The 17458-nt window shown below is 53.0% G+C and carries 18 protein-coding genes and 1 other RNA gene; 11 read left to right on the forward strand and 8 right to left on the reverse strand.

The window, feature by feature from the left end; all coding sequences use genetic code 11:
• The first annotated feature begins 340 nt into the window (after nt 1-340).
• On the forward strand, nt 341-1942 hold the full coding sequence (nadB, locus tag EBC_RS18790) for an L-aspartate oxidase (RefSeq protein WP_013203436.1): 1602 nt from the start codon (nt 341-343) through the stop codon (nt 1940-1942).
• Between the two features lie 4 nt (nt 1943-1946).
• On the opposite strand, the gene trmN is transcribed toward nadB, so the two are convergent.
• The gene (gene trmN, locus EBC_RS18795; RefSeq protein ID WP_041692387.1) at nt 1947-2684 is read right to left on the reverse strand and encodes a tRNA(1)(Val) (adenine(37)-N(6))-methyltransferase TrmN; all 738 of its coding nucleotides are present in this window, start codon (nt 2682-2684) and stop codon (nt 1947-1949) included.
• Between the two features lie 132 nt (nt 2685-2816).
• On the opposite strand from trmN, the gene srmB reads away from it, so the two are divergent.
• Nucleotides 2817-4148 carry an ATP-dependent RNA helicase SrmB gene (gene srmB, locus EBC_RS18800; RefSeq protein WP_013203438.1) on the forward strand — a complete coding sequence of 444 codons (1332 nt, stop codon included), beginning with the start codon at nt 2817-2819 and terminating at the stop codon, nt 4146-4148.
• A 246-nt stretch (nt 4149-4394) separates the two neighbouring features.
• On the opposite strand, the gene grcA is transcribed toward srmB, so the two are convergent.
• Nucleotides 4395-4778 carry an autonomous glycyl radical cofactor GrcA gene (gene grcA / locus EBC_RS18805; protein WP_013203439.1) on the reverse strand — a complete coding sequence of 128 codons (384 nt, stop codon included), beginning with the start codon at nt 4776-4778 and terminating at the stop codon, nt 4395-4397.
• 282 nt (nt 4779-5060) lie between these two features.
• Here grcA and ung point away from each other — a divergent pair, with 282 nt between their 5' ends.
• Complete coding sequence (ung, locus tag EBC_RS18810) at nt 5061-5741, forward strand: uracil-DNA glycosylase (protein ID WP_013203440.1); 681 nt, start codon at nt 5061-5063, stop codon at nt 5739-5741.
• Nucleotides 5742-5790: 49 nt separating this feature from the next.
• On the opposite strand, the gene grpE is transcribed toward ung, so the two are convergent.
• The gene (gene grpE, locus EBC_RS18815) at nt 5791-6372 is read right to left on the reverse strand and encodes a nucleotide exchange factor GrpE (RefSeq protein ID WP_013203441.1); all 582 of its coding nucleotides are present in this window, start codon (nt 6370-6372) and stop codon (nt 5791-5793) included.
• A gap of 124 nt (nt 6373-6496) precedes the next feature.
• Here grpE and nadK point away from each other — a divergent pair, with 124 nt between their 5' ends.
• From nadK to bamE, 3 genes are all read left to right on the forward strand, one after another.
• The gene (gene nadK, locus EBC_RS18820; protein WP_013203442.1) at nt 6497-7375 is read left to right on the forward strand and encodes an NAD(+) kinase; all 879 of its coding nucleotides are present in this window, start codon (nt 6497-6499) and stop codon (nt 7373-7375) included.
• A gap of 88 nt (nt 7376-7463) precedes the next feature.
• Entirely contained in the window at nt 7464-9125 is a 1662-nt protein-coding gene (recN, locus tag EBC_RS18825) for a DNA repair protein RecN (protein WP_013203443.1), read from the forward strand.
• A gap of 153 nt (nt 9126-9278) precedes the next feature.
• The gene (gene bamE, locus EBC_RS18830) at nt 9279-9629 is read left to right on the forward strand and encodes an outer membrane protein assembly factor BamE (protein ID WP_013203444.1); all 351 of its coding nucleotides are present in this window, start codon (nt 9279-9281) and stop codon (nt 9627-9629) included.
• 40 nt (nt 9630-9669) lie between these two features.
• On the opposite strand, the gene EBC_RS18835 is transcribed toward bamE, so the two are convergent.
• Entirely contained in the window at nt 9670-9957 is a 288-nt protein-coding gene (locus EBC_RS18835) for an RnfH family protein (RefSeq protein ID WP_013203445.1), read from the reverse strand.
• Entirely contained in the window at nt 9950-10384 is a 435-nt protein-coding gene (locus tag EBC_RS18840; protein WP_013203446.1) for a type II toxin-antitoxin system RatA family toxin, read from the reverse strand. The genes EBC_RS18835 and EBC_RS18840 overlap by 8 nt, the downstream gene beginning before the upstream one ends.
• A gap of 158 nt (nt 10385-10542) precedes the next feature.
• On the opposite strand from EBC_RS18840, the gene smpB reads away from it, so the two are divergent.
• The 5 genes from smpB (at nt 10543) to speG (ending at nt 14518) form a co-directional block, all read left to right on the forward strand.
• Complete coding sequence (gene smpB / locus EBC_RS18845; RefSeq protein WP_013203447.1) at nt 10543-11025, forward strand: SsrA-binding protein SmpB; 483 nt, start codon at nt 10543-10545, stop codon at nt 11023-11025.
• A 52-nt stretch (nt 11026-11077) separates the two neighbouring features.
• Nucleotides 11078-11441: a transfer-messenger RNA gene (gene ssrA / locus EBC_RS24835) on the forward strand.
• Nucleotides 11442-11566: 125 nt separating this feature from the next.
• Nucleotides 11567-12421, forward strand: a complete 855-nt coding sequence (locus EBC_RS18850) for a PA4780 family RIO1-like protein kinase (RefSeq protein ID WP_013203448.1) — start codon at nt 11567-11569, stop codon at nt 12419-12421.
• Nucleotides 12422-12952: 531 nt separating this feature from the next.
• Nucleotides 12953-13819: a nucleoside-specific channel-forming protein Tsx gene (locus tag EBC_RS18855; RefSeq protein ID WP_013203449.1), complete on the forward strand. Its 867-nt coding sequence runs from the start codon at nt 12953-12955 to the stop codon at nt 13817-13819.
• A 141-nt stretch (nt 13820-13960) separates the two neighbouring features.
• On the forward strand, nt 13961-14518 hold the full coding sequence (gene speG, locus EBC_RS18860) for a spermidine N1-acetyltransferase (protein ID WP_041692388.1): 558 nt from the start codon (nt 13961-13963) through the stop codon (nt 14516-14518).
• A 71-nt stretch (nt 14519-14589) separates the two neighbouring features.
• Here speG and EBC_RS18865 read toward each other — a convergent pair whose 3' ends face one another.
• From EBC_RS18865 to mmuP, 3 genes are all read right to left on the reverse strand, one after another.
• Nucleotides 14590-15009, reverse strand: a complete 420-nt coding sequence (locus EBC_RS18865; RefSeq protein WP_041692100.1) for a hypothetical protein — start codon at nt 15007-15009, stop codon at nt 14590-14592.
• A 108-nt stretch (nt 15010-15117) separates the two neighbouring features.
• Nucleotides 15118-16053: a homocysteine S-methyltransferase gene (gene mmuM / locus EBC_RS18870; protein ID WP_049789622.1), complete on the reverse strand. Its 936-nt coding sequence runs from the start codon at nt 16051-16053 to the stop codon at nt 15118-15120.
• Nucleotides 16040-17458 (reverse strand): S-methylmethionine permease, encoded by a 1419-nt coding sequence (mmuP, locus tag EBC_RS18875; protein ID WP_013203453.1) that lies wholly within the window; start codon nt 17456-17458, stop codon nt 16040-16042. Before mmuP ends, mmuM begins: the two co-directional genes overlap by 14 nt.

The raw sequence follows: 17458 nt of genomic DNA on the forward strand, positions 1-17458 counted from the left end.
TTCTGCCGGAAAAGGATAAATCAGCGATCATTTTTATGATTTCTGACTGATTAAGCAGCCACTGCCCCCCTTTGCACTTTCGCATGTTAGCAAAAAGTGCCCCGTCAACGCCGCAGAGTACCCCATGGAGCCCGCTTTTTCACCTTAAAATCACGGTAATCCAAGGCTGTTCTCAATATTAAACCTTATCCTCGCTTAATTGACGCAAATTGACTTAATTCTTACATTTACGAAAGTCTCGACCAGCTCACACTCTGCCTGTTGACAACGAAAAAGCCTTTTTTCGTGCCGAAGTTGAGTGCTATGCTCAGCAAACAACCTGTTTAGTAAATTAAACACTATGACTTCTTCTCCTGAATACAGCTGTGACGTGTTGATCATTGGTAGCGGTGCCGCGGGCCTGACCTTAGCGTTGCGCCTGGCGGAAAAGCATCAGGTCACCGTATTGAGTAAAGGCCCGGTTAGCGAAGGCTCAACCTTTTATGCTCAGGGCGGGATCGCCGCCGTTTTCGATGAGACGGACAGCATCGAATCTCATGTTGAAGACACCTTGATTGCCGGTGGCGGCCTGTGCGACAGGGACGCGGTCTCGTTTATCGCCAGCAATGCGCGCCACTGTGTTCAGTGGCTGATTGATAACGGCATGCTGTTTGATAAAGAAAACCCGGACGCTTTGGAAGGTCGTTACCATCTAACCCGCGAAGGTGGCCACAGCCATCGCAGAATTCTTCACAGTGCGGATGCGACCGGTCGTGCGGTCGAAACCACACTGGTCAGCCAGGCATTGAGCCATCCCAACATTCATATTATTGAACGCAGCAATGCGGTGGATTTGATTGTCTCTGACAAAATTGGTCTGCCGGGCGAACGCCGCGTGGTCGGCGCCTACATCTGGAACCGTAAGCGCGAAAAGGTGGAAACCTGCCGGGCACGTTCTGTGGTGCTGGCCACGGGCGGCGCCGCCAAGGTGTATCAATACACCACCAATCCGGATGTGGCTTCAGGGGATGGCATCGCGATGGCCTGGCGTGCGGGTTGTCGGGTCGCCAATCTTGAATTCAACCAGTTTCATCCCACCTGCCTGTTCCATCCCGACGCCCGTAATTTCCTGTTAACGGAAGCGCTGCGTGGCGAAGGCGCGATCCTCAAGCGTCCCGATGGCAGCCGCTTTATGCCCGACTTCGATCCACGCGCTGAGCTGGCCCCGCGCGATATTGTCGCCCGCGCAATCGACCACGAAATGAAGCGGCTGGGGGCAGATTGCATGTATCTGGATATCAGCCATAAACCGGCTGAGTTCATCCGTGCGCACTTCCCGATGATCGATGAGAAACTGCAAACGCTGGGCTTTGACTTAACCAAAGAGCCGATCCCCATTGTTCCTGCCGCCCATTACACCTGCGGCGGCGTGGTCGTCGAACGCCAGGGTCTGACGGATATCACCGGGCTGTATGCCATTGGCGAAGTCAGCTATACCGGCCTGCATGGCGCGAACCGTCTGGCATCGAATTCGCTATTGGAGTGTCTGGTTTACGGCTGGTCGGCAGCGGAGCACATCAATCAGCATCTGCAGGACGTCAGCATGCCGGAAAGCTTGCCGCAGTGGGATGAAAGCCGGGTCGATGATTCTGATGAACGCGTGGTGATCCAGCATAACTGGCACGAGCTTCGCCTGTTGATGTGGGACTACGTGGGGATCGTGCGCACCACGAAACGTCTTGAGCGCGCGCTTCGCCGCATCAATATGCTGCAACAGGAAATTGACGAGTACTACGCTAACTTCCGCATCTCAAATAACCTGCTGGAGCTGCGTAACCTGGTGCAGGTTGCGGAGCTGATTGTCCGCTGTGCGATGGAGCGAAAGGAGAGCCGTGGATTGCATTTCACGCTCGATTATCCCGAGCTGCTGGATGAGGCGAAGCCTACCCTTCTCTCGCCGTAGTGAGTTAGCGGAACAGATAGAAATCGCGCGTCAGGCTGCAATGCGCTTCGGAATAATTGTGGTCTGGCCCGCGAATCGTCATACGATCAACAAACGGTTCGCCGGGTTTGGGTGACAGTGCCAACAGCACGCGATTTGGCGGGCGCATTTCGGTATCCGATATATCCGTACGACAATGCAGATGCCAGCCGCGCTGTTGAGCCAGCTCAACCAGTTTGTCTCCCGCAGAGGCTGGCAGCACCACACAGAAATAGCCTTCCTCGGTAATTAATTCTTCCGCGCAGCTCAGCAACACATCGTGCGTTAAATCCGTGGTATAACGAGCAGATGCGCGCTCAGGGCTGGCACAGTCTGTTCCGGGCACAAAATACGGCGGATTGCTGACGATCAGCGAGTAACGCTGCTCAGCGTTTTTTGACCAGTGAACAATGTCGTCCTGCCAGACGTGAATTCTGTCTGCCCAGGGGGACTCGGCGGCATTTTCCCGCGCCTGACCAACGGCCTGCTCGTCCAGCTCAACAGCATCAACCTCAACGTCCTGCCCGGTTCGCTGAGCCAGCATCAGTGCAATCAACCCGCTGCCGGTGCCGATATCCAGCACGCGTTGCGCACCTGCGACTGGCGCCCAGGCACCCAGCAACACGCCATCGGTTCCAACCTTCATCGCACAGCGATCGTGGGCGACAAAAAACTGTTTGAAGGTAAATCCGTTGGACCGAAGGACCGCTTTCTGTTGAGACATTTGACTGACCTGAAATGGAAACGGCGCTAGCATAGGACAATATCCTCGTAAGGAAAAGTCATTCAGACCACACAAACAGATGAAGATCGTGTTCAATCTGTCTATAATCAGCGCCCCAAACTGAGGTAGACCATGACTGTAACCACTTTTTCCGAACTCGAACTAGATGAAAGCCTGCTGAAAGCATTGCAGGAGAAGGGCTATACACGCCCTACGGCTATCCAGGCCGCTGCGATCCCGCCTGCACTGGAGGGTCGTGACGTTCTGGGTTCGGCACCAACCGGTACAGGCAAAACGGCGGCTTATCTGCTGCCCGTGCTTCAGCATTTGCTCGACTTCCCCCGTAAAAAATCCGGACCGCCGCGCGTTCTGATCTTAACGCCGACGCGCGAACTGGCGATGCAGGTTGCCGATCAGGCCCGTGAGCTTGCTAAATACACCCATCTGGATATCGCGACGATAACCGGTGGCGTTGCGTACATGAACCACGCGGAAGTGTTCAGCGAAAACCAGGACGTCGTGGTCGCCACCACCGGCCGTCTGTTGCAGTACATCAAAGAAGAGAACTTTGACTGCCGCGCGGTAGAATCGCTGATCCTCGATGAAGCGGACCGCATGCTGGACATGGGCTTTGCCCAGGATATCGAAACCATCGCGGCTGAAACCCGCTGGCGCAAACAGACATTACTGTTCTCCGCCACGCTGGAAGGCGATGCGATTAAAGACTTCTCTGAACGTCTGCTGAACGAGCCGGAAGAAATTGAAGCCGATCCGGCCCGCCGCGAACGTAAAAAAATTCTGCAGTGGTACTATCGCGCAGATGACGTTAAGCATAAAACCGCGCTGTTGATCCACATGCTGAAACAGCCTGAAGTCACCCGCTCCGTGGTGTTTGTGCGTAAACGTGAGCGTGTGCACGAGCTGTGTGGCTGGCTGCGTGAAGCGGGCATTAACACCAGCTATCTGGAAGGCGAACTGGAGCAGTTCAAGCGTAACGAAGCGATTAAACGTGTGGTGGATGGCCGTGTAAACGTGCTGGTTGCAACCGATGTTGCCGCGCGCGGTATCGACATTGAAGATGTCAGCCACGTGTTCAACTTCGATATGCCACGCACCTCCGACACCTACCTGCACCGTATTGGTCGTACTGGCCGCGCGGGTAAGAAAGGCATCGCGATTTCGCTGGTTGAAGCACACGACAACGTGTTGTTGGGTAAAGTGACTCGCTACATCAAGGAGCCGCTGAAATCCCGCACCATTGACGAACTACGTCCAACCACTCGTCCGCCGAGTGAGAAGCTGAACGGCAAGCCGTCGAAGAAAGTGCTGGCCAAGCGCAAAGAGCTTAAACAGACGGAAGCGAAAGAAGCGCAGCCGCGTGCGAAAGAGCGCCATCGCGATACAAAGAACATTGGTAAGCGTCGTAAGCCTACCGCAGTGGCGAAACCGGACAGTGCTGAATAATTGCACCGCATAACAAAAAACCGCCCGTAGCAGGCGGTTTTTTTATGTCTGTGATGCAGAAAAATAACGGTTCCAACAAATTTTCAATCTGAAAATGGGCATTGTTGCCTCAGTCCAATTTAACCCTGAAACAACAACCCCCTATTTTCATTAACTTTCATCAGATTACAATGAAAATAGCGCTGCTGCACTTTTCAACACGCGTCCTATTTTCATGGCGATAACAGGGGTAATTTTCCCCGATTATTACAGACTTTCTGTGAAGGTACGGGCGATCACATCGCGCTGCTGTTCTGGCGTCAATGAATTGAAACGCACAGCATAGCCAGAAACACGAATTGTCAGTTGAGGATACTTTTCGGGATGATCGACAGCATCCTGCAGCGTCTCGCGGCGTAGCACGTTAACATTCAGATGCTGACCGCCTTCCACACGCACTTCCGGCTTCACTTCCAACGGAATTTCACGGTATTCGATTTGGCCTAACTCACTGACCGGCACAACCTGATCCTGGTTATAACCTTCTTTGGCACACACGCAGCGTGCTTCAGCTTTCTCGTTGTCCAGCAGCCAGAATGAGTTCAGCAGACCGGCGTTGGATGCTTTAGTAATTTGAATTCCGGTAATCATGATTGTGCCTCCAGGCAGTTCAGGGCTGATAACTATCAGCAAGGATAATGGAGCAGGATTGACTCATATCCGATCTGTATATCAGCCCGAAGGTGGTGCCTCTTTGACCAAAATCAATATTCTGCCGCGGATGAAAATGCATCCCCGAACAACTTAATGATTTAGCTCAATTTTCGTCAAACCCTCGCTTCATATTTTTTTGTAAAATATCAACAATATTTTAAGTTTTACCGCTCGCGGTTCCACGTTAAGCTACACGGCTTAAACGTTAAGGAGGCGATAATGGCCAACACACTGACCTGGCACGACGTGCTGGCAGAGGAAAAAGAGAAGCCCTATTTCATTGAAACGCTGGCCAAAGTGGCTCATGAACGTGCGTCGGGCAAAATCGTCTATCCGCCTCAGAAAGATGTGTTCAACGCGCTAAGGATGACGGAATTAGGGGATATCAAAGTGGTTATCCTCGGTCAGGACCCTTATCACGGCCCCAATCAGGCTCATGGTCTGGCCTTCTCAGTGCTGCCTGGCGTGGCTGTGCCGCCATCACTGGTGAATATGTACAAAGAGCTGGTTACAGACATTCCCGGTTTCATCCGTCCGCAGCACGGCTTCCTCGAGAGCTGGGCACGTCAGGGCGTGATGTTGCTCAACACGGTTTTAACTGTTGAAGGCGGCAATGCCCATTCACACGCGAAATTTGGCTGGGAAACCTTTACCGACAGAGTGATCGCTGCGATTAACGAACATCGCGAAGGGGTGGTATTCCTGCTGTGGGGCGCACATGCGCAAAAGAAAGGCAGCATTATCGATCGTCAGCGGCACCATGTGTTGCTGGCACCTCACCCTTCCCCACTCTCAGCCCATCGTGGCTTCTTTGGTAGCGGTCATTTTTCAAGCACCAACGAATGGCTGGAGCAGCACGGCGAAAAACCGATCGACTGGCAGCCGGTTTTGCCGGAATAAGAGCATAAAAAAAAGCACCCGAGGGTGCTTTTTTAATGGGTCAGCGCGATTACGCTTTGGCTTTCGCTACGGCAACCATCGCCGGACGAAGCAGACGGCCATTCAGCGTGTAACCACGTTGCATCACCATCAGAACGTGGTTTGGCGCCACATCCTCAGATTCCATCATCGACATCGCCTGGTGCAATTCAGGGTTGAACGGCACGTTAATGTCGCCAATCACTTCCACACCGAATTTACGGACTGCGCCCAACAAAGATTTCAGCGTCAGCTCAATCCCTTCGACCATTGAGTTCAGTTCAGGATTGCTTTTGTCAGCCACTTCCAGCGCGCGCTCCAGGCTATCGATCACTGGCAGCAGTTCGTTGGCAAATTTTTCCAGCGCAAATTTGTGCGCTTTTTCGACGTCCAGTTCGGTACGGCGACGGATGTTCTCAATCTCAGCCTGGGCACGGATTTGAGCTTCACGTACGCCACCCTGAGACTGTGCCAGCTGGACTTCCAGCTCGGCAATACGCTCATCACGCGGATCGACCGCTTCGGCTGTGTCTGCGCCCTGATTCTGCGCCTGCTCCATCTCGATATCGTCTGAGACTTGCTCGTTTGGGGTGTTCTGTTCTTTACTACTCATGAATTTCTCCGCGTTTATGCACATTCATCTCGCTGGTTCGCTTATTATGGGGATCAGAATTGCGGTTTCAAGGGAACCCGTCACATTGTCTGAGGTAGTTTACCTCATGAGGAACGCCAGCATCATGAACAAACATTTCAACTGTATCGGTATTGTGGGCCATCCGCGCCATCCTACCGCGTTGACGACACACGAGATGCTCTATCGCTGGCTGACAACCAAAGGCTACGAGGTGATTATCGAGCAGCAGATCGCCCGTGAGCTGAATCTGACGGACGTTGAAACCGGCACGTTGGCGGAAATTGGTCAGCGAGCCGATCTGGCCGTAGTGGTCGGCGGTGATGGTAATATGCTGGGCGCGGCGCGCGTACTGGCCCGTTACGATATCAAAGTGATTGGGATCAACCGTGGCAATCTTGGCTTTCTGACCGATCTCGATCCGGATAATGCCCAGCAGCAGTTAGCCGACGTGCTGGAAGGTAAATACATTACAGAAAGCCGCTTCCTGCTTGAAGCGCAGGTGTGCCGCCAGGGCCGTGAACCGCGCATCGGCACGGCCATTAATGAAGTGGTGCTGCATCCAGGCAAAGTGGCCCATATGATTGAATTCGAAGTCTACATTGATGAGTCGTTCGCCTTCTCTCAGCGCTCCGATGGCTTGATTATCTCCACGCCGACCGGTTCAACGGCGTATTCACTTTCCGCAGGCGGCCCCATTTTAACGCCGTCTCTGGATGCCATCGCGATTGTGCCGATGTTCCCGCATACGCTCTCCGCAAGGCCACTGGTGATTAACAGCAGCAGCACCATTCGCCTGCGCTTTTCCCATATGCGCGGCGACCTGGAAGTCAGCTGTGACAGCCAGATTGCCCTGCCAATTCAGGAAGGTGAAGACGTCTTGATCCGCCGGAATAACGATCACCTCAATCTCATCCATCCCCAAAACTATAATTATTTCAATACGCTGAGCTCTAAGCTCGCCTGGTCGAAAAAATTGTTTTAAAAACCAACGCCAGCTACTTTACTGGTTATAAAACCAGTATATACTGTATGAAAAACCATATCTGTGTTTACGTACAGGAATACCCACTATGCTGGCACAACTGACCATCAGTAATTTTGCGATTGTTCGTGAACTTGAAATCGATTTTCAGCGTGGCATGACCGCCATCACCGGCGAGACCGGCGCAGGGAAGTCCATTGCTATTGATGCGCTCGGCTTGTGCCTGGGCGGTCGGGCGGAAGCGGATATGGTTCGCCTTGGCGCTTCCCGCGCCGATATTTGTGCGCGCTTCTCTCTAAAAGATACCCCTTCTGCTTTGACGTGGCTGGTTGAAAACCAGCTTGATGAAGGTAACGAGTGCCTGTTGCGCCGGGTGATCAGCAGTGACGGCCGTTCACGCGGCTTTATCAACGGCACTGCGGTTCCCCTTTCTCAGCTACGCGACCTCGGTCAGTTGCTGATCCAGATCCACGGTCAACATGCTCACCAGCTTCTGCTGAAACCCGAACATCAGAAAACGCTGCTAGATGGTTACGCCGGAGAAACCGGCCTGATGCAGGAAATGGCGACAAGCTATCGTGCATGGCACCAAAGCTGCCGCGTGCTGGCACAGCATCAGCAACTCTCTCAGGAGCGCGAGGCTCGCCGTGAGCTTCTGCAATATCAGCTGAAAGAGCTGAACGAGTTCGCGCCCGTGACCGGTGAATATGAAGCGATTGATGAAGAGTACAAGCGTCTGGCCAACAGCGGGCAGCTGCTCTCCACCAGTCAACAAGCTCTGATGCTGCTGGCTGATGGCGAAGACGCCACGTTGCAGAATCAGCTGTATACCGCTCAGCAATTGCTTAGCGAGCTGCTGACGATGGATGACAAGCTCAGCGGGGTCTATAAGCTGCTGGATGAAGCATCCATTCAAATCAGTGAAGCCAGCGATGAACTCCGTCACTACTGCGAACGTCTGGATCTCGATCCAAACCGTCTGCATGAGCTTGAACAGCGGATATCTAAACAGATCGCTCTGGCGCGCAAACACCACATCTCCCCTGAAGAACTGCCGGTCTTCCACCAGCAGCTGCTGGAAGAACAAGGTCTGCTCGATCAGCAGGAGAGCGATCAGGAAGATCTGACGCTGACCGTTTCCCGCCATCATCGTGCGGCAATGACCTGTGCTGAGCAGTTGCATCAGCGCCGTGTGCATTTCGCAGAAGAATTGAGCCGCCTGATTGGTGAGAGCATGCATGCGCTCTCCATGCCGCACGGTAAGCTGGGGATTGAGGTGCTGTTTAACGCTGACCATTTGACCGCTGAGGGTGCAGACCGTATCGATTTCCGTGTGACCACTAACCCTGGTCAGCCGCTTCAACCGTTGTCTAAAGTGGCCTCTGGCGGTGAGCTGTCGCGTATTGCCCTCGCCATTCAGGTGATTACAGCCCGTAAGATGGATACGCCAGCGTTGATTTTCGATGAGGTGGATGTGGGCATCAGCGGTCCTACCGCAGCCGTGGTCGGTAAGATGCTGCGTCAGTTAGGGGAATCCACGCAGGTTATGTGTGTGACCCACCTTCCGCAGGTTGCGGGCTGTGGAAATCATCATTTCTACGTCAGTAAAGAGACCGATGGCGAAATGACTGAAACCCATATGATCCCGTTGGATAAACGTGCCCGTCTGCAGGAACTGGCCCGTCTGCTGGGCGGTAGCGAGGTCACTCGCAACACGCTGGCGAACGCAAAGGAGCTTTTAGCAGCCTGATTGCCGCACTTTTTTGGCCTGTTGTGGTCATATCCTTGCTCCGTAGAGGTTTCAAACTGCGGAAAGGTTTATTATCATCGTCTTCTTACGCTGTAATCGTAGCGAACGTTCGATGCAGCCAGATTGTTGGCCCGAAAAGGAATAGAGATACTTATGCGCTGTAAAACGCTGACTGCTGCGGCGGTGGTTCTTCTGATGATGACTGCTGGATGTTCCACTCTGGAGCGAGTGGTTTACCGCCCGGACATCAACCAGGGCAATTACCTGGTTGCGAATGATGTTTCCAAAATTCATACCGGCATGACGCAACAGCAGGTGGCTTACACCCTGGGCACGCCGATGATGCGCGACCCGTTTGGTAGCAACGTCTGGTATTACGTGTTCCGCCAGGAGCCAGGCCATGAGCCTGTGACTCAGCAGACGCTGACGCTGACCTTTGATGGTAGCGGTACCCTGACCAACATTGATAACAAGCCAACCCTGAGCGGCAAGAAAAGCGGTTAACAGCAGGCTTGTTGATGAAATCGTAAGGCGCTAAGGCGCCTTATTTTTTTGCCGCGCGTTCGGCGCGCTGACGGCGGAGTTCTTTCGGGTCGGCCAGTAACGGGCGATAGATTTCAATGCGATCGCCACTGTGTACCTCATCCCCCAGTTTTACCGGACGACTAAAAACACCCACTTTGTTACTGGCGAGATTGATATCACTTCTGAGTTCAAGAATGCCGGAAGCTTTGATAGCGTCTTCGACAGTCGCGCCCTCTTCCACGTTAACCGTGTACAGATACTGTTTTTCTGGCAACGCATAGACCACTTCAACCGCGATATCAGGCACTGTAGACCTCTTTCGCGCGTTTAGTAAACGCCTGCACCATGCTGCTTGCCAGCTCTTTGAAGATGCGTCCAAAGGCCAGTTCAACCAGCATATTGGTGAACTCAAAGTCCAGACTCAACTCAACCTTGCAGGCATCATCACTGAGCGCGGTGAACTTCCAGCCACCGTTCAATTTGCGGAACGGGCCATCAACCAGCTGCATAGCAATGCTCTGGTTATCCGTCAGCGTATTTCGCGTGACAAACGTTTTACTGATCCCAGCCTTAGAGACATCCACTGACGCGGTCATCTGCTGTTCGCTGGCATCGAGAATACGGCTACCGGTACACCCTGGAAGAAATTCCGGATAGGCATCCACATCGTTTACCAACCGGAACATCTGCTCTGCGCTGTAGGGCACCAACGCGGAACGACTAATCTGAGACATAACGTTTCCTGTTAATCTTCAACTTTTCAATAATACCATCGCCGGCAGGCAAACAAAAATTCTCAGCCGCCAGCGTTCTGCTAAAATAGCGCTTTTCCCCGTCTCGTTTGTTACAGGGGATGCCTTCAATCACTGCTTCATGTAAACTAAGTGGCACTATGACTAAGAAAAAAGCACATAAACCCGGTTCCGCTACCATTGCCATGAACAAACGGGCCCGCCATGAATACTTCATTGAAGATGAATTCGAAGCGGGACTGTCGCTCCAGGGATGGGAAGTCAAATCACTCCGCGCAGGAAAGGCTAACATCAGCGAAAGCTACATCATGCTGCGTGATGGGGAAGCCTTTCTGTTCGGCGCAACCTTCCAGGCGTTGATTGGCGCATCCTCGCATGTGGTCTGCGACCCGACCCGCACCCGCAAGCTTCTTCTTAAGGAGCGCGAGCTGGCAATCCTGTTCGATAAAGCCAACCGCGATGGTTACACCATCGTCGCTTTATCCCTGTACTGGAAAAACGCCTGGGCCAAGCTGAAGATTGGCGTAGCCAAAGGTAAGAAAGAGCACGACAAACGCGGTGATATCAAAGATCGCGAATGGAAGACCGACAAAGCACGTATTATGAAACACGCAAATCGCTAAGCCTATGGCGTAGCGACAGGTTTTTCTGTTATAGTGGTTCACAGTAGTACATGGGGCTGATTCTGGATTCGACAGGATTTGCGAAGCCCTAGGAGCATGCCGAGGGGCGGTTTGCCTCGTTAAAAGCCGCAAAAAAATAGTTGCAAACGACGAAAACTACGCACTAGCAGCTTAATAACCTGCTCAGAGCCCTCTCTCCCTAGCCTCCGTTCTTAGGACGGGGATCAAGAGAGGTCAAAAACAAAAGAACTCGTGTGGATGTCCTGCCTGGGGCTGAAACACTAAACCTAATCAGGCTAGTTGGTTAGTGGCGTGTCCGTTCGCAGCTAACCGGCGAATGTAAAGACAGGACTAAGCATGTAGTGCCGACGGTGTAGTAATTCTGGACGCGGGTTCAACTCCCGCCAGCTCCACCAAATTCTTGGTCGATGGTTACCAGACCCACTCGATGAAGTCCTGAGAACCCACACGGTGAAAACCTTGTGGGTTTTTTTGTGCCTGATATCTTTCGTAACCTGGCTGAAATAAGGTATAAAGCCGCATGAAAATCCCAAACCGAATCCAACCTCTGGTTGATGATGGCCTGATAGACGATGTGCTCCAACGCCTTAAAAGCGGAAAGGAAGCCGACGTTTACACTGTGTTATGCGGTGACAAGATCAATTGTGCCAAAGTGTACAAGGAAGCGACACAGCGCAGCTTTAAGCAGGCCGTGCAGTATCAGGAAGGCCGCAAGGTCCGTAACTCACGTAGCTCCCGTGCGATGCAGAAAGGCTCTAAATTCGGCCGCAAGCAGCAGGAAGAGTCCTGGCAAACCGCAGAGGTGGATGCGCTGTTCCGGTTGGCAGAAGCGGGCGTACGAGTCCCTCAGCCCTATCTTTGTATCGACGGCGTGCTCCTGATGGAACTGGTGACGGATGCAGACGGCATGGTGGCTCCACGTCTTAGCGATGTGACTATGTCCGAAGAAAGCGCGGTGACTGATTTCCATACCATGATCCGTAATATCGTACGCATGTTGTGTGCCGGTATCGTGCATGGTGACCTGTCGGAATTTAACGTACTGCTCGATGCACAAGGCCCGGTCATTATCGACTTGCCTCAGGCTGTCGATGCTGCAGCGAATAACCATGCTGAAGCCATGTTCGAGCGTGACGTGAATAACATCACGGCGTACTACGGTCAGTTTGCTCCGCAGTTGCTGAAAACCCGTTATGCGAAAGAAATCTGGCTGCTGTATGAAGACGGCAAGTTAACCCCAGAAACTCCGCTGACAGGACTGTTCGTCGAAGAGATTCATGAAGTCGATATGGACTCGCTGATGGATGAAATCATTACGGCGGAAGATGACTATTACGAACGTCAGCGGGCAAATAAAGAACGCGACGAAGAGTAGATGATTCTGCCCCGGTAAAATTCTGCGGCTATTTTGCAGGTGTTATTAAGGAGATCACTCCCCGCGATCTTCTTAATGAAACCAAAAAGGGCTCATCTCGCCAGGGATGACGCGATGCTAAAAAACGCCACCATCCATAAGCTTACCTTATTATAAGCCGCTGCCATTCCCCTTCTCTTCCCACTGCAGAATCGGTAAATCCACTTCCGCTTTTTGCCTGTTGTACCTTAAACAGCGATGCAAACGATTACCTGGCTCAAAAAACCCCCTTCCTGTCCTCAATCCCCTTTCAGACCATCCGGTCAAACATATTTGTGACACCCATCACACTTTACCTAAAGTGAAATGAAACAAGGTTTGACAAGTGTGAGCGATATCTATTTCCTTAAGCGCGGATGACGGCACACTGCCGCAGCATTCATCGCGGGTGTTTTTTGCTGTGAAAACAGTCACCCTTTCCTCTTCTGTTGACGACTTAATAAGACCTTCGCAGTGGCTTCATAAAAGGGTCATTAAGCCTGTGGTAATATAATGAAATATAAAATTCTGATGGCTGGCGCACTCGCAGCGCTCTCTTATAGTGCCTCTTCAACTGCTGCTACCGATTCGCCGGAGTATGTTTCCGACTGGTGGCATCAGAGCGTCAACGTGGTGGGAAGCTACCACACCCGTTTCGGACCTCAGTTCAATAACGACGTATATCTGGAATACGAAGCGTTCGCCAAAAAAGACTGGTTCGATTTCTACGGCTATATCGATGCGACTAACTTCTTCGGCGTGGGTAACTCCAATGCTAACGGTATCTTTGACCACGGCTCCCCGCTGTTTATGGAAATCGAACCTCGTTTCTCTATCGACAAGCTGACCAACACGGACCTGAGCTTCGGCCCGTTCAAAGAGTGGTACTTCGCGAACAACTATATCTACGATATGGGCCGTAACAGCGATAACCGCCAGAACACCTGGTTCATGGGTCTGGGTACCGATATCGATACCCACTCAGATGTTGGCCTTTCACTGAACGTGTATGCCAAATACCAGTGGGAAAACTACGGTGCAGCGAACGAAAACAGCTGGGATGGCTATCGCTTTAAGGTGAAATACTTCGTGCCGATTACCAGCCTGTGGGGCGGAAATCTGAGCTACATCGGCTTCACCAACTTTGACTGGGGCTCCGATCTGCGTGATGAGACCGGCCCGTCCCGTACCAGCAACTCTATCGCTTCCAGCCATATCCTCTCGCTGGGTTACGATCACTGGCATTACTCGTTCGTGGCGCGTTACTTCCACAACGGCGGACAGTGGGCTGATGGCCAGGAGCTGAACTTTGGTAACGGTCAGTTCGAAGTGAAATCCACCGGTTGGGGTTACTACCTGGTCGCTGGCTACAACTTCTGATGCCTTAACGCATTCTAAACGCCAGCACCGTAAACCGTGCTGGCGTTATTGTTTCTACGCTTACGCCGTGCCATTTCCTCCCGTCAGACGTATAATTCCTCAGCAATATTGCATCTGATAAAAGGAACTTATATGTCTCCCATGCCTGCCGAAGATGGCTTAAAACTGCGTCCTCTCGAACGTGAAGATCTGCGTTTTGTTCACCAGCTTGATAACAACGCAAGCGTTATGCGTTACTGGTTTGAAGAGCCGTACGAAGCGTTTGTGGAACTGTCCGATCTCTACGATAAGCATATTCACGATCAGAGCGAACGTCGGTTTGTGGTGGAATTTGAAGGGGATAAAGCGGGACTGGTTGAACTGGTTGAGATTAACCATATTCACCGACGTGCTGAATTTCAGATTATCATTGCCCCCAGCCATCAAGGGAAAGGCCTTGCCAGTAAAGCCGTCAAGCTGGCGATGGATTACGGATTTTCCGTGCTGAACCTGTATAAACTTTACCTGATCGTTGATAAAGAAAATAAGAAAGCCATTCACATCTACACCAAATTAGGCTTCGATATTGAAGGCGAACTTATCCACGAATTCTTTATTAACGGCGAATACCGTAACACCATTCGCATGTGCATTTTCCAGCAGCAGTATCTGGCAAAGCATAAACCCGCACACGTGATGCTGAACCCGACGGCGCAATAGCGTCGGGACGTTTTTGAACCCGTCAGAACGCGCTATCAGGGGAAGAGCGATCTTCCCCTGGTTGTCCGCATCTAGCCGCGTGCGCCCACCGGATTCATAATGGTATTCACCTTCTCCGGATGGATGTTGTACATGCCGCCATTAAACGGATCGACAAACAGCCAGCCAGGAATGCCACCCAGCGGAATGTTGCCGAGGATGTACCAGAGGTTGGCTCTCTCTTCCAGTGGGATCGTCTGCGGCACATAACCCGCGCGCTCCAGTTGCAGCGTGTATTTCTTCTTGCCAAGGTACGAGCCGTCAGACTTCAGCAGTGAGACTGTTTTAGGGGTAATCCCTTCTGCAACGGCCCTTCCCGTTTCATCCTGCACCACAAATTTCACGCCCTGAGGCCAGGTCTGGATGGAAACGTCCTGGGTCTGATCGCCAACAATGGTGGCACATCCGCTCAATAACCACGCTGAAGCCAGCGCCAGCAAAAGCCTTCTCATATGCATTCCTGCCAATTTAAATATTCAGAATAGTCTAAGCGGAGTCTGACGGGTTTTCATTAATTACGCCCGACCATTGCGGGCGTAATAAGACAAATTTTTAGCGGCTTATCGTGAATGGCAGCGCTGGGCAATCGCGGCGATATCAGCAGGGGTTGTCCGGCAGCAGCCGCCGATCAGTTTAGCCCCGGCAGACTGCCAGGCAGAAAGATTATCGATCAACGTACAGGTCGACGCATCGCTGTGCCAGGTTTTGCTGATCGCATCGTACTGCTCGCCGGAGTTGGGATAGACCACCAGCGGCTTTTTGGTCAGTGAGCTGAGGGTCTGCAGCGCAGCCGTCACTTTATCCAGCGCGATACAGTTCAGTCCCAGCGCAACGGCCTGCGGACAACTCTCCAGCACACTGACGACCTGGCTTAATGGCGTACCGTCGCTCAGGTGTTCTCCGTCACGCAGCGTGAAAGAGAACCAGGCTGGAGTGCCGGGAAACTCGGCCAGCAAAGCCACCAGCGCCTGAATCTCTGCAAAGGATGGCATCGTCTCACAGGCGAGGATATCCGCCCCAGCTGCAACTAATGCCTGAATACGTGGGCGATGAAAAGCCATCATCTCTGCTTGCGGCAGGCTGTAGTCACCCCGGTATTCGGATCCATCCGCCAGATAGGCGCCATAGGGCCCGACTGAGCCGGCAATCAGCAAATTGCCAGCCTGCGGTTCGGCAGCCTTGTAATCAGCTCTGGCACGGCTGGCAAGCTCCACGCTGCGGGCAATCAGCGTCAGCGACTGTTCTTCACTCAGCCCACGTTTGGCGAAGCCCAGCGGGGTTGCCTGATAGCTGGCGGTAATGGCCACCTGCGCGCCCGCGTTGAAATAGTCGTAGTGCACCTGATAAATCAGTTCAGGATTCTCAATCAGCACTTTGGCCGACCACAGCGCGTCGGTCAGATCGCAGCCGCGCGCTTCAAGTTCGGTGGCCATTGCGCCATCCAGCACCAGCCCTGCGGCCACCTGTTGTTTTACAGAAAGTTTATTCGGTAACACGCACACTCTCCTTTGCCAGCTCGCGATTTTTCAGTCGCTGAGTGAAATGATAGGCCGCGTAGCACAGCGCTACGAAAGGCAGGCCGCAGTATAACGCAATGCGTTGTTCCGGATCGAACGCCAGTCCAACGCAGGCCAGCAGGCAAAGCAGAAAGCCGAGGATCGGCGTCACCGGATACCAGGGCGCACGGTATTTCAAGTCTGTCAGCGGTTTACCCGCCCGCACATGCTCACGGCGGAAGAAGAAATGGGAAGCGCAGATGCTGAGCCAGACGGCCACCACCGCAAAACCTGAAATAGCCGACAGCGCGACAAACACCGTATCCGGCGCAATCACGCTGGAAAACAGCGCCAGCAAGCCTCCCAGCATGCTGACTGAAATCGCCATCAGCGGGATACCGCGGGAGGTCAATTTGGCAAAGCAGCGCGGCAAGGTATTCTGATTCGACAGCGACCAGAGCATCCTGCCCGAAGCATATAATCCTGAGTTCGCCGCCGAGAGGATCGCCGTGAGGATCACAAAGTTAAAGATATCGGCCGCATACGGAATACCGATCTTTTCAAAGACCATCACAAACGGGCTTTTGACGATCCCCGCCTGATCCATCGGGATCAGCGCTGCCAGGATCAGTACCGTACCCACAAAGAAAATGATCAACCGTGCGACCGTGGTGCGGATCGCCATTGGCAGAACTTTGTGCGGATTCTCGGTTTCACCCGCCGCGATGCCAATCAGCTCGGTACCGGAGAATGCAAAGTTGACGGCCACCATGGTCATCAGGATCGGCAGGCCGCCGTGCGGCAACCAGCCAGAGGCGGTGAGATTGTGGAAGAACGGCGCGCTGCTGCCATCCTTCAGCGGGATAAAACCGAACATGGCTCCCCCGCCGAGGAGTATAAAGGCCAGGATGGTGACCACTTTGATCACCGAGAACCAAAACTCCCCTTCCGCGAAGAAGCGGGAAGAGACCACGTTCAGCATAAAAATCAGCGCGCAAAACAGTAAGCACCACAGCCATACCGGCGATTGCGGGAACCAGTACTGCATACAGAAACCCGCAGCGGTCAGGCTTGAGCCAAGGGCGACCGTCCACGTCAGCCAGTAAAGCCATGCAACGGTGTAACCCGTCGCCGGGCTCAGGTAGCGGGCCGCATAAACATGGAAAGCCCCGGTCTCTGGCATCGCCACCGACAGCTCGCCAAGGCTCAGCATCACCAGATAGACCACCAGCGCCCCAATGATATAGGCGAGCAAGGTGCCAGCTGCACCCGTGGTGGAAATGATATAGCCAGTATTGAAGAACAGGCCGGTGCCAATCACGCCGCCTAACGAGAGCATCACCAGATGGCGGGCTTTCATGCTGCGCTTGAATTGTTGAGTTGTCTCGGGCTTGCTTTGCTGCAT

The sequence above is a fragment of the Erwinia billingiae Eb661 genome (assembly GCF_000196615.1).
GTDB classification, from domain to species: domain Bacteria; phylum Pseudomonadota; class Gammaproteobacteria; order Enterobacterales; family Enterobacteriaceae; genus Erwinia; species Erwinia billingiae.

Coding starts and splice junctions, on each gene's coding strand:
- nadB (WP_013203436.1), top strand. CDS start 341: ATGACTTCTTCTCCTGAATACAGCTGTGACGTGTTGATCATTGGTAGC.
- trmN (WP_041692387.1), bottom strand. CDS start 2,684: ATGTCTCAACAGAAAGCGGTCCTTCGGTCCAACGGATTTACCTTCAAA.
- srmB (WP_013203438.1), top strand. CDS start 2,817: ATGACTGTAACCACTTTTTCCGAACTCGAACTAGATGAAAGCCTGCTG.
- grcA (WP_013203439.1), bottom strand. CDS start 4,778: ATGATTACCGGAATTCAAATTACTAAAGCATCCAACGCCGGTCTGCTG.
- ung (WP_013203440.1), top strand. CDS start 5,061: ATGGCCAACACACTGACCTGGCACGACGTGCTGGCAGAGGAAAAAGAG.
- grpE (WP_013203441.1), bottom strand. CDS start 6,372: ATGAGTAGTAAAGAACAGAACACCCCAAACGAGCAAGTCTCAGACGAT.
- nadK (WP_013203442.1), top strand. CDS start 6,497: ATGAACAAACATTTCAACTGTATCGGTATTGTGGGCCATCCGCGCCAT.
- recN (WP_013203443.1), top strand. CDS start 7,464: ATGCTGGCACAACTGACCATCAGTAATTTTGCGATTGTTCGTGAACTT.
- bamE (WP_013203444.1), top strand. CDS start 9,279: ATGCGCTGTAAAACGCTGACTGCTGCGGCGGTGGTTCTTCTGATGATG.
- EBC_RS18840 (WP_013203446.1), bottom strand. CDS start 10,384: ATGTCTCAGATTAGTCGTTCCGCGTTGGTGCCCTACAGCGCAGAGCAG.
- smpB (WP_013203447.1), top strand. CDS start 10,543: ATGACTAAGAAAAAAGCACATAAACCCGGTTCCGCTACCATTGCCATG.
- EBC_RS18850 (WP_013203448.1), top strand. CDS start 11,567: ATGAAAATCCCAAACCGAATCCAACCTCTGGTTGATGATGGCCTGATA.
- EBC_RS18855 (WP_013203449.1), top strand. CDS start 12,953: ATGAAATATAAAATTCTGATGGCTGGCGCACTCGCAGCGCTCTCTTAT.
- speG (WP_041692388.1), top strand. CDS start 13,961: ATGCCTGCCGAAGATGGCTTAAAACTGCGTCCTCTCGAACGTGAAGAT.
- EBC_RS18865 (WP_041692100.1), bottom strand. CDS start 15,009: ATGAGAAGGCTTTTGCTGGCGCTGGCTTCAGCGTGGTTATTGAGCGGA.
- mmuP (WP_013203453.1), bottom strand. CDS start 17,458: ATGCAGCAAAGCAAGCCCGAGACAACTCAACAATTCAAGCGCAGCATG.